This window comes from Stenotrophomonas sp. 01N47, from assembly GCF_056399165.1.
Window position 1 is genome coordinate 1 of sequence record NZ_JBFTQU010000015.1, and the last position, 11443, is coordinate 11443.

General features: G+C 67.1%; 8 protein-coding genes. 4 read left to right on the forward strand and 4 right to left on the reverse strand.

The features are described from left to right. Positions 1-1731, reverse strand: a 1731-nt coding sequence (gene ybaL / locus AC1DKR_RS20030; RefSeq protein WP_478034735.1) for a YbaL family putative K(+) efflux transporter, incomplete at its 3' end; no start/stop codon positions are given. A gap of 158 nt (positions 1732-1889) precedes the next feature. Continuing rightward, on the reverse strand, positions 1890-4277 hold the full coding sequence (locus tag AC1DKR_RS20035) for a TonB-dependent receptor plug domain-containing protein (RefSeq protein ID WP_478034740.1): 2388 nt from the start codon (positions 4275-4277) through the stop codon (positions 1890-1892). Positions 4278-4609: 332 nt separating this feature from the next. On the opposite strand from AC1DKR_RS20035, the gene AC1DKR_RS20040 reads away from it, so the two are divergent. Next, positions 4610-6475: an ABC-F family ATP-binding cassette domain-containing protein gene (locus AC1DKR_RS20040; protein WP_312110462.1), complete on the forward strand. Its 1866-nt coding sequence runs from the start codon at positions 4610-4612 to the stop codon at positions 6473-6475. Between the two features lie 78 nt (positions 6476-6553). On the opposite strand, the gene ampR is transcribed toward AC1DKR_RS20040, so the two are convergent. Beyond that, positions 6554-7420 carry a LysR family transcriptional regulator AmpR gene (gene ampR / locus AC1DKR_RS20045; RefSeq protein ID WP_478034746.1) on the reverse strand — a complete coding sequence of 289 codons (867 nt, stop codon included), beginning with the start codon at positions 7418-7420 and terminating at the stop codon, positions 6554-6556. Positions 7421-7594: 174 nt separating this feature from the next. Between ampR and blaL2 the strand changes: the two genes are divergently transcribed. The 3 genes from blaL2 to AC1DKR_RS20060 all read left to right on the forward strand — a co-directional run bounded on the left by blaL2 (position 7595) and on the right by AC1DKR_RS20060 (position 10527). Continuing rightward, positions 7595-8509: a L2 family extended-spectrum class A beta-lactamase gene (blaL2, locus tag AC1DKR_RS20050; RefSeq protein ID WP_312786714.1), complete on the forward strand. Its 915-nt coding sequence runs from the start codon at positions 7595-7597 to the stop codon at positions 8507-8509. A gap of 105 nt (positions 8510-8614) precedes the next feature. Beyond that, positions 8615-9829 carry a cation:proton antiporter gene (locus AC1DKR_RS20055; RefSeq protein WP_312786715.1) on the forward strand — a complete coding sequence of 405 codons (1215 nt, stop codon included), beginning with the start codon at positions 8615-8617 and terminating at the stop codon, positions 9827-9829. A 56-nt stretch (positions 9830-9885) separates the two neighbouring features. Further along, positions 9886-10527: a hypothetical protein gene (locus AC1DKR_RS20060; RefSeq protein ID WP_312786716.1), complete on the forward strand. Its 642-nt coding sequence runs from the start codon at positions 9886-9888 to the stop codon at positions 10525-10527. Between the two features lie 100 nt (positions 10528-10627). Here the strand turns inward: AC1DKR_RS20060 and AC1DKR_RS20065 are convergent, their stop codons facing one another. Then, the gene (locus AC1DKR_RS20065) at positions 10628-11386 is read right to left on the reverse strand and encodes a DUF3011 domain-containing protein (protein WP_478034752.1); all 759 of its coding nucleotides are present in this window, start codon (positions 11384-11386) and stop codon (positions 10628-10630) included. Positions 11387-11443: the final 57 nt, after the last annotated feature.

Sequence of the window (11443 nt, forward strand, 5' to 3'; positions counted from 1 at the left end):
GGCGGGGTGGCCATCACCATTTCCGCCAGCGAGTAGGCCAGCTCGCGCTCGGCCATCACCGTGCCGTCGGGGCGGGGTGGCCATCACCATTTCCGCCAGCGAGTAGGCCAGCTCGCGCTCGGCCATCACCGTGCCGTCGGCACCGTGTTCAAGCAGATGCTTCACTTCGGCATCGCTGTGTGCGCGCGCCAGCAGGGTCAGGTTGGGGTTGATCGCACGCAGCTTGGCCAAGGTCTCACCGGCTTCCAGCGGCTGCGGGATCGCCAGCACCGCGATCTTCGCGCGCTCGGGATGGGCTTCGGCCAGCACCTTGTCCGAGGCCGCGCTGCCGCGGATGCCGGGCAGACCAGCGGCATGCGCCTCGGCCACGTGTTCCTTGTTGTCGTCGATGATCATCACCGGCACGCCACGGTCGCGCAGCACCTGCGCCAGCGCACTGCCGACGCGGCCGTAGCCGATGACGATGGCATGGTCGTGCAGGTCCAGCGACGGCCCCGGTGGCAGCTCGGTCTCCACCGCGGTGGGCGTGGTTTCCTGGTGCTTCAGCAGCCAGCGGTCGAGCAGGCCGAACACCAGCGGGTTGAGCATGATCGAGATCAGCGCGCCGGCCAGCACCAGCGCCTGGCCGGTGGGTGGCAGGATCTTCAGGGTCACGCCGAGGCCGGCGATGATGAAGGCGAACTCGCCGATCTGCGCCAGGCTGGCCGAGATCGTCAACGCGGTGCCGGTGGGGTGGCCGAACGCGCGCACGATGAAGAACGCCGCCGCCGATTTGCCGAACATGATGATGCCGGCGGTGGCCAGCACCTGCCACGGGTGCTCGATCAGGATGCCGGGATTGAACAGCATGCCCACCGAGACGAAGAACAGCACCGCGAAGGCATCGCGCAGCGGCAGGGAATCGCTGGCCGCCTTGTGGCTGAGTTCCGATTCATTGAGCAGCATGCCGGCGAAGAACGCGCCCAGCGCGAACGACACACCGAACAGCATCGCCGAGCCGAACGCCACGCCCAGCGCGATCGCCAGCACCGACAGGGTGAACAGTTCACGCGAGCCGGTACCGGCGATGCGCTCCAGGATCCACGGAATGACCCGGCGCCCGACCACCAGCATCACTGCCACGAACAGGCCCAGCTGCACGAACGTCCAACCGATGCTGGCCAGCACGCTGCCGAGGGTGTGGTGTTCATTGGCCGCGTCGGGCCCGAACACACCGGCCATCACCGGCATCATCACCAGTGCCAGCACGCAGGCCAGGTCCTCGACGATCAGCCAACCGACCGCGATCTTGCCGCGCTGGGTTTCCAGCAGGCGGCGCTCTTCCATCGCGCGCAGCAGCACTACGGTACTGGCCGTGGCCAGCGCGAAACCGAACACCACGCCGTGGATGACCGGCCAGCCCATCAATGCCGCCAGGCCCCAACCGAGCAGGGTAGCGACCAGGATCTGGCCGATGGCACCGGGAATGGCGATGGCCTTGACCGCCATCAGGTCCTTCAGCGAGAAGTGCAGGCCGACGCCGAACATCAGCAGCATCACGCCCAGCTCGGCCAGCTGGTTGGCCAGTGCCTGGTCGGCGACGAAGCCCGGCGTGAACGGCCCGACGCAGATGCCAGCAACCAGGTAACCGACCAGAGGAGACAAGCGGAGCTTGTTGGCCAGCGCGCCGAAGATGAAGGCGAGCCCGAGACCAACGGCAACGATGTTGATCAGGTCGGTGTCATGGTGCATCGGCTCTCGCAGAAATCGGGGGGATGCCCCGATTTTCACCTAATGAGCCAAATGCGGCAAACCTTTAGAGCAAATAGGGTCAGATCCCTTTTCCTGCAGGAAGAGGGATCTGACCCCGGATGAACCCGCCGGGCAGGGCCCGGCGCGCCCGTTACCGCTTACCAGTTGTACTTGATCCGCCCGTACACATACGCACCATTGAAGCCGAACGGCGAGTAGTTGCTGTACGGCAGCATGCCGAAGGTCGAGTTCTGCAGATCTTCGGTGCGGTCCGGGTACTCGTTCAGCAGGTTGTCGGCACCTACCGTCAGCGTCCAGTTCGCACTCGGCTTGTAGCTGGCCGACGCATCCAGCACCCACTTGTCGCCGTAGGTCTGGTCACGCGTGGCCGTGGCCGAGTTGCGCACCGTGAACTTGCCGTAGCGGGTTGCCGCCAGGCCCAGCTCCCAGTGGTCCGAACGCCAGGTGCCGCTGAGGATGGTCTTGTCGTGCGGGTAGCTGTCTTCGATGCGGCCAATCTCATCGCGGCCGATCAGCGACTGGGTCAGGCCCAGCGTGCCGAACACCGCCGGCGTGCCGCCCACGCGCTGCACTTCGGTGTCGTTGTAGCTGTAGGCCGCAGTCAGTTCCAGGCTGCTGGCGCTGAACGGCACGGTGTAGCTGGAGACGAAGTCAACGCCGCGGGTGCGGGTGTCCAGACCATTGGTGAAGTACGAGAACGCGGTCACCTGCGGCAGGCCCAGCCCGGCCAGCAGCGCACTGGATGCTGCGTTGGTGGTGATGCTGGACGACAACGCGATGCGGTCGTCGATCTCGATCTGGTACGCATCGACGGTGACGTACAGGCGGTCGATCGGCTGCAGTACCAGACCCAGGCTGTAGGACGTGGAGGTCTCGGCCTTCAGCGGCGACGCGCCCAGTGCCTGTGCAGCCGGGCTGGTGGTCGGGAAGGTGCCGCGTTCGACGAACACGCCGTTGGTGAACTGGCTGGTCACCGCTTGGTAGCCCTGCTGCGGCAGCGATGGCGCGCGGAAGCCGCTGGAGGCGGTGGCGCGAAGCGCGACCTTGTCGGTGAACGCATAGCGCGCCGACAGCTTGCCGGAGAAGCGGTCGCCGAAGTCCGAGTAATCCTCGTAACGGCCGGTGATGCCGGCGGAGAACTTCTCGCTCAGGTCCGCTTCCAGGCCCGCATAGACCGCGTAGTTGTGGCGATCGGTGTGCACTTCGTTGGTCGGGGTGAAGCCTGCGAAGCCCTGCGCACCGGTGCCGGTGTAGGAATTCAGCTCGCCCGGGTTCTGGTCCCACTTCTCGCGACGGTACTCACCGCCGAAGGACAGCGTGACTGGATAGGCCAGGCCCCAGTCCAGCGACTTGGTCAGGTCGGCGTTGAAGATGTCCTGCTGGTACTTCAGCGTGCCGTCGTAGAACGAACGCGGGCTGGTCGCGCCCAGACTGTAGTTGATGCTGTTGCGGGTGTGGAAATCCAGGGTGTTCTCGCCGTGGTTCAGGCTCAGGTCCCAGGTCCAGCCGTTGTCGGTGTTGCCTTTGACGCCGGCCACCAGCGAGCGGTCCTTGGAGTACTGGTTGATCTGCGGCACGTAGCCGTCCGGATAGGTCTGCGCCAGCAGCGCGCTCTGCCCGCTGTGGTTGCGCGAACGGTAGAACGCGAACGAAGTGATGTCGCGGTTGCTGAGCAGCGCGCTGGCGTAACCGGTCACGTGGTCGCTGAAATCGTAGCTAGCATTGACCGAGGCAGCGGTGGCGTCCACCTTCGGGTCGCCGACGATGAACGTGGTCTGGCCGACGCTGGGGAAATTGCCGGTGTTCGGCGTGGTGCCGCGATAGGGGCCGGCGCGGTCGCTCTCGTCCTGCTGGCTGATCTGGCCGGCCACGTGCACGCGGCCACGGCCGTTGCCGAATTCCACGCCGGTATCGCCGGACAGCTGGTACTTGTTGCCGTCGCCGGCCGAGTACTGGCCGTAGTCGACGGCCAGGCTGCCGCCGCTGCCGCTGCCCTTCAGCACGATGTTGATGACGCCGGCGATGGCATCGGAACCGTACTGTGCCGAGGCGCCGTCACGCAGCACTTCGACGCGCTCGATGGCGGCGATCGGAATCGCGTTGATGTCCACCGCCGACGAACCGCGGCCGATGCTGCCGTTGACGTTGATCATCGCCGAGGTGTGGCGGCGCTTGCCATTGACCAGCACCAGCACCTGGTCCGGCGACAGGCCGCGCAGCTGTGCCGGGCGCACGCCGCTGGTGCCGTCGGTCAGCGCGGGGCGCGGGAAGTTCAGCGACGGCAGCGCGCGCGACAGCGCGGTGGCCAGCTCACCGGTACCGGTGGACTGCAGGATCTCGGGGGTGATGATGTCGATCGGCGACTGCGATTCGGCGACCGTGCGGTCGGCCACGCGGGTGCCGGTGACGATCACCGTATCCAGGGTATTGGCGGCGGTGCCGGTCTGCTGGGCGGCGGCAACGAACGGAGAGCCACCGAGTGCGACAGCGACGGCGGCGGCGATCAGGCTGGTCTTGCGGGTCATCGGGAGGGGGCTCCGGTTGGCGGGATGGCACCGGAATCGACATCACGGGGGTGAGCGGACGACGGTTGTTGCGGTGCGCAATACAGGAATTAACGGGATATTCAGTGCCTGTCAAATGCCGGTCATCAGAAAAAACGTTGCAGCAGCAACCATTTAGCTGCGACAGGCAGTGACGGGAAGGGGCCCGGGAGGCGCGCGGACAGGACGTGGGAGAGAGGAACGTCGCCCGCCGCGCATCCCGGGGCGCGTCAAGTATTCGTTAACGTTAGAATTGCGTCGCAGGAACAGTGCTTACCAGCACATTCCATTCGGTTATATGGACGCCTCCCCCCATGATTTCGCTTCGTAATTTCGCCTTGCGCCGCGGCGAGCGGCTGCTGTTGTCCAATGTCGACCTGACTCTGCATGCCGGTTACCGGGTAGGCGTGGTCGGCCGCAACGGTGCTGGCAAGTCCAGCCTGTTCGCGGCGGTGAAGGGCGAGCTGGAGGCCGACAAGGGTGACGTCGACCTGCCCGGCAAGATCCGCATCGCCAGCGTCGCCCAGGAAACCCCGTCGCTGCCGGATCCGGCGCTGAGCTTCGTGCTGGGCGGTGACGTCGAGGTTGCCGCCGTGCTGGCCGCCGAGGCCGAGGCCACCGCCCGTGAAGACTGGGAAGCCGTGGCCGAGGCGCATACGCGCATGGCCGAGCTGAACGCCTACGACGCTGAAGCGCGCGCCGGCAAGCTGCTGCATGGGCTGGGTTTCCCGGCCGAAACGCACCACCGCGCGGTGTCCTCGTTCTCCGGCGGCTGGCGCGTGCGCCTGAACCTGGCCCGCGCGCTGATGATGCCCAGCGACCTGCTGCTGCTCGACGAACCGACCAACCACCTGGATCTGGATGCGGTGTACTGGTTGGAACAGTGGCTGCTGAAGTATCCGGGCACCCTGCTGCTGATCTCGCATGACCGCGAGTTCCTCGACAACGTCGCCACCCACACCCTGCACCTGCACGGTGGCGGTGCCAAGCTGTATCCGGGCGGCTACACCGATTTCGAGCGCCAGCGCGCCGAACAGCTGCGTCAGCAGCAGATCGCGCACGAGAAGGAACAGGCCGAGCGCGCCCATCTGCAGAGCTTCATCGACCGCTTCAAGGCCCAGGCCAGCAAGGCTGCGCAGGCACAAAGCCGGATGAAGCGACTGGCCAAGCTGGCCGGTACCGAAGCGGTCCGCGCCGAGCGCGAATTCCGCATCGAGTTCGCACCGCCGGCCAAACTGCCGTTCTCGCTGATCCGCCTGAACCACGTCGAGGCCGGCTACGGCAGCGACTCGGTGATCCTGCACAACGTGGGCTTCGGCCTGGAAGCGGGCCAGCGCATCGGCCTGCTGGGCCCCAACGGCGCCGGTAAAACAACGCTGGTGAAGACCTTGGTGGGCGAGCTGGCACCGATCGCCGGCGAGCGCGCCGCACACCCGGACCTGCGCATCGGCTACTTTGCCCAGCACACGGTCGAGTCGCTGCATGAAGGCCAGTCGCCGATGGAGCACTTCCGCGACTTGGCCCCGGATGCACCGAACCAGTCGTTCCGCGATTTCCTCGGCAAGTGGAATTTCCCGGGCGACCGTGCCTTTGAACCGGTGGATGGTTTCTCCGGTGGCGAGCGTGCACGCCTGGCGCTGGCATTGATCGCCTGGCAGCAGCCGAACGTGCTGCTGCTGGACGAACCGACCAACCACCTTGATCTGGAAATGCGCGAAGCCCTGGCTGAAGCCCTGGCCGATTTCGACGGCGCGATCGTGATGGTCTCGCATGATCGTCATCTGATCGGCCTGGTCTGTGACACCTTCTGGCGGGTGGCCGATGGCGTGGTCGAACCGTTCGACGGTGACCTCGACGCCTATGCCGCCTGGCTGCGCACGCGCCCGCAGGCGCAGGGCACCAAGGCACGCATGGAGCAGGTGGAGGAGCCGGTGGTGGTCAAGACCGCACCGGTCGCGCAGGTGGTGCAGAAGAAGCCGGTCAACCCGCACAAGCTGGCCAGCGCCGAAGCCAAGGTCGCCGAGCTGGAAGGTGTGCTGGCCGAACTGGACCGGCAGCTTGCCGACTCGAGCAACTACGCCGATGCCACGCGCATGGCCGTGCTCGGCCGCGACCGCGAAGCTACCGCGGCGCAGCTGGAAAAGGCCGAAGCGGCCTGGATGGAACTGCTGGAATCCTGATCGGTAGTGCCGGCCGCTGGCCGGCAATGCGATGCGCCCACAACGATCAAGGGGGTGCCGGCCAGCGGCCGGCACTACCTACGCGCCCTGCGCCTGCAACCACTCTCGGAAGCGCCTGGCTGGCTCACGTTCAGCACGTGAGCGCAGACGGGTCAGCCAGTAGCGGCCCAGTTCCAGCGTGGTGGCAAACGGCTGCAGCAGCCGGCCCTCGGCCAGGTCCGCTTCGAACATGCGCAACGGCAGCAGGGCAACGCCCGCGCCACCGGCCGCAGCCACCGCCAGCGTCAATGACGAATCGAACACCGGTCCGCGCGCTTCCACGCCGTTGGCCCCGGCCATCTGCAGCCAGCGTGGCCATTCGTCGCTGCGGTACGAACGCAGCAGCGGCAAGGCCGCCAGATCGCGGGGGTGCTTCAGCCGTCGCGCCAGTGCCGGCGCGCACAACGGTGCGAACGGCGCGTCCAGGATCGCCGTGCAGGCCTGTCCCTGCCAGTCGCCATCGCCGAAACGGATTGCCAGGTCCAGGCCTTCACCGGCCAGGTCGATGCGGTTGTTGTGGGTCTGCAGCCGCAGTTCGATATCCGGGTGGGCCGCATCGAACGCGGCCAGCCGCGGCAGCAGCCAGCCGGTGGCGAAGGTGCCGACCACGCCGATCGTCAGCACTTCCCGCGCCGGGCCACCGGTGTAGCGGGCGATGCTGGCTGAAATGCGCTCGAAGGATTCATTGATCACCGGGTACAGGGCTGCTCCTTCCTCGGTCAGCGCCACGCCGCGGGGCAGCCGATGGAACAGGCGGATACCCAGCCGGTCCTCCAGCCCGCGTATCTGGTGGCTCAGCGCCGCCTGGCTGACGCAGAGTTCCAAGGCGGCCCGGGTGAAGTTCTGGTGCCGCGCAGCCGCTTCGAAGGCGCGCAACGCATTCAGCGAAAGGGTGGGGTGAAGCATGGGGACGTGTGAGGCAGGATGATGGCTGATGGTAGCGCCTTGCCATGGGCGTTGGATAAATAAAGGGTTCGATGCGTCATGCATGAATTTATCTCATGGCTGACGCTGAAAAAACGCGCTGGTCGCCTCTGCCCACCCTTTCAATAATCGGGACAGCTTCCACGAGGATTCCGCATGCTTGCCCGTCGTCGATTCCTGCAGTTCAGTAGTGCCGCAGTCGCCTCCACCCTTGCGTTGCCGCTGCTGGCCCGGGCTGCCGCACCCGCCACCGTGCCCGCCACACCGGTCAATGCCGCCATCGCCGCCGCCGCCGACTTCGTGGCACTGGAAAAGGCGTGCAGCGGTCGACTCGGCGTAACCCTGCTCGACAGTGCCGGTGGTCGTCGCCTCGGCCATCGCCAGGACGAACGCTTCCCGCTGTGCAGCACCTTCAAGAGCGTGCTGGCCGCCACGGTGCTCAAGCAGGCCGAGCGCGATGCGGCACTGCTGGACCGGCGCCTGCCGGTGCGGACCCAGGACCTCCTGGAGCACGCGCCGGTCACCCGCCGCCACGTCGGCAAGGACCTGACCGTGCGTGACCTGTGCCGGGCCACGTTGATCACCAGCGACAACACCGCCGCCAACCTGTTGTTCGCAGCGATCGGCGGGCCGCCAGCAGTCACCGCGTTCCTGCGAGCCACCGGCGACACGATCACCCGCAGCGATCGCCTGGAGCCGGAACTGAACAGCTTCGCCATTGATGATCCCCGCGACACCACTACGCCGGCGGCCATTGCATCGACGCTGCAGCGCCTGGTGCTGGGCAAGGCACTCAGGCCTGCCTCACGCCAGCAGCTGGCCGACTGGCTGATCGACAACGAAACCGGCGATGCCTGCCTTCGTGCGGGCCTGGGCAAGCGCTGGCGGGTGGGCGACAAGACCGGCAGCAATGGCGAAGACGCCCGCAACGACATCGCCGTGTTGTGGCCGGTGCAGGGCGGTTCGCCCTGGGTCCTGACCGCCTATCTGCAGGCGGGCGCGATCAGCTTCGAACAGCGCGCGGCGGTGCTTGCGCAGGTCGGGCGGATCGCAGATGGGCTGATCCGCTGAAGGGCGCTCTGCCGAAAGGAGAGGACACTTTCAGCCGTGTCCGGCTTGCCCGATCCGGATCGAACCCGCATCCTGCGCGCGTTCGATCCACACGGAAGTCCCCCGATGAGCCATGAACTGGTCTACCTGCTGCTGATCTTCGCGCTGCTGGTCATCCCGCGCGCGCTGCAGCGGTTCAGCCTGCCGGCGCCGCTGACCTGCCTGCTGTTCGGCATCATCGGCATGCTCTGGCTGGGCGACCAGGCGCACGACGCGGTCATCGCACTGCTGGCCACGCTGGGCATCTCCTCACTGTTCCTGTTCGCTGGCCTGGAAGTTGACCTGCAGGCCCTGCGGCGCGGCATGTGGCCGCTGCTGGCGCATCTGCTGATCCGCAGTGCGACCCTGTTCGGCGTCGGCTGGCTGGCCTGGCGTTACGCCGGCCTGCCATGGCAGGCGGCAGGGCTGCTGGCGCTTGCGCTGCTGACCCCCTCCACCGGTTTCATCATGGATTCGCTGTCGCGGCTGGGGCTGAGCGAGGACGAGCGGTTCTGGGTCACCAGCAAGGCCATCGCCGGTGAACTGCTGGCCCTGGCGGCGTTGTTCATCGTGCTGCAGGCTGGCGATCCCGGGCACATGGCGCTGTCCAGCCTGGCCCTGCTGGCGATGATGATCGGCCTGCCGCTGCTGTTCATGGCGCTCGGTCGCTGGGTCGCGCCGCATGCACCGGGCTCGGAATTCTCGCTGCTGGTGATGGTCGGCATGGTGGCGGCGTACATCACCTACCTGTTGGGCGTGTACTACCTGGTCGGCGCCTTCATCGCCGGCCTGGTCGCGCGCCTGCTGCACCAGCGCATGCCGCTGCTGGCTTCGCACGAAAACCTGCACGCGCTGCGTCTGTTCGCCTCGTTTTTCGTGCCGTTCTATTTCTTCAACGCCGGCACCAAGGTGCCCAGCGAAGCGCTGAGCTGGGAGGCGCTGGGGTTGGGCATCGTCATCACCCTGGTGGTGCTGCCGCTGCGCATCGCGGTGGTCTGGCTGCAGCGTCGCGTGATGTTCGGCGAGAGCTTCCGCAGCAGCCTGCGCGTATCGTTGGCACTGGCACCGACATTGATCTTCACCCTGGTGCTGGCCGCGATCATGCGCGATCGCTTCCAGATTCCCGCGGTGCTGTTCGGCGCGTTGCTGCTGTACGCCGCCTTGACCACGCTGCTGCCGTCGCTGGTGTTCCGCACGCCGTTCGATGTCGACCCGGTCGAGCAGGAGCCGGCAGGGCAGGGCGAAGATGCACCCGTGGCGGCGACGGACGTGGTTGCCGTCGCCCCTGCAGCCGAGCGCTGAGGTAGATCCAGGGAGTGCGGTTTGCGCGCATCGGCCATGGCCGTTAGGGTTGGGGCATGAAACCGATCGCCGCTGTTGCTTCCGCCTTCGCCCTGCTCGGCCTCGCCGCCTGCTCGCAGCCATCGCATACGGTCAACCACGATCTGTCGACCGCGCCGGCCGACGCCTTCATGGCCGCGGTCGCTGCCCATTGTGGCCAGGCGTACGAGGGCAGGGTGGTGGAAGACACGCCGGCACCCACCGGCAAAGATCCCTTCGCCGGGCAGAAGCTGGTGATGCACATGCGGGGCTGCGCCGACCCGGGCCATGAGCTGCGCATCCCGTTCCACGTCGGCGATGACCATTCGCGCACCTGGGTGTTGACCCGTACCGAGCACGGGCTGCGCCTGAAGCACGACCATCGCCACGCCGATGGCAGCCCCGATGCGATCACCCTCTACGGCGGCGACAGCAAGCCGCCGGGTACCGCCGAACGCCAGCAGTTCCCCGCCGATGGCGAGTCCGTAGCGATGTTCCGCCGCGCCGATATGCTGGCTTCAACCCACAACACGTGGGCGATGGAGATCGAGCCGGACCAGCGTTTTGTCTATGAGCTGACGCGCCCGGAAGGGCGCCGTTTCCGGGTCGAGTTCGATCTCAGCAAGCCGGTCGCGCTGCCGCCGGCGCCCTGGGGCGACCAGGCTTCGCCGGCACCCTGATTGCGGGGTCGGATCCCTCCTTTTGGAGGGTTCCGACCCCAGCATTGCACGCCCCCAAGGGGCAGAGCGCTGGCCGTCGGCCAGGGATCCGACCCTGCCATCAACGCGTGCCGAAGCGCGCCCGGCAGCCGTTGCTGACCCACACGTTGCCGCGCGAGTAGCCCCAGGTCCGGCCCTCCTGGCAGGCACTGCCGGACAGCTGCTGCTGCAGCACCGGCCGGCCCTGGCGTTCATCCCAGTTGCAGCTCTGCTGGCGGTTGTTGTTGCTGCTGCAGGTCACGGTGTAGTTGCTGTTGCCGCCCCCCCAGCCGCCGCCATTGCCCCCGCCATTGCCGCCGCCCCAGCCACCGCGGGCTTCGGCGAACTCGGCGCGGCAGCCGCGGTTGACCCAGATCGCGCCGTTGCGCACGCCCCAGTTCTGGCCTTCCACGCATTGGGTGCCGGAGATCTGCCGGACCACGCGCGCGTTGCGCCAGCCGACCGGGCAGCTGCGTTCACGGTTGTCCTGGCTTTCGCAGCGCACGGTGCCACTGTTGCCGTTGCCATTGCCACCACCCCAACCGCCGCCGTTGCCGCCACCCCAGCCACCTCGGCCCCGGGTGAATTCGGCGCGGCAGCCGTTGTTGACCCAGATGCTGCCATTGCGGGTGCCCCAGGTACGGCCCTCCACGCAGGCCGAGCCGGACAGCTGGCGGACCAGCTGGGCGTCGCGCCAGCCGGTGTTGCAGACACGTTCGCGGTTGTTCTGGCTCTCGCAGCGGACCACTCCGTCCTGCGCGGCGGCAGGGGCGGAGGGCAGGGCGAGCGCGGTAAAGGTGCCAAGGATCACGGCCAGGCTGGCCAGAGACTGCAGTTTCATGGCGACATCCCCATACGGGAGTAGGTGCGCGACTATAAGGACCGGGGCGATCAAGCC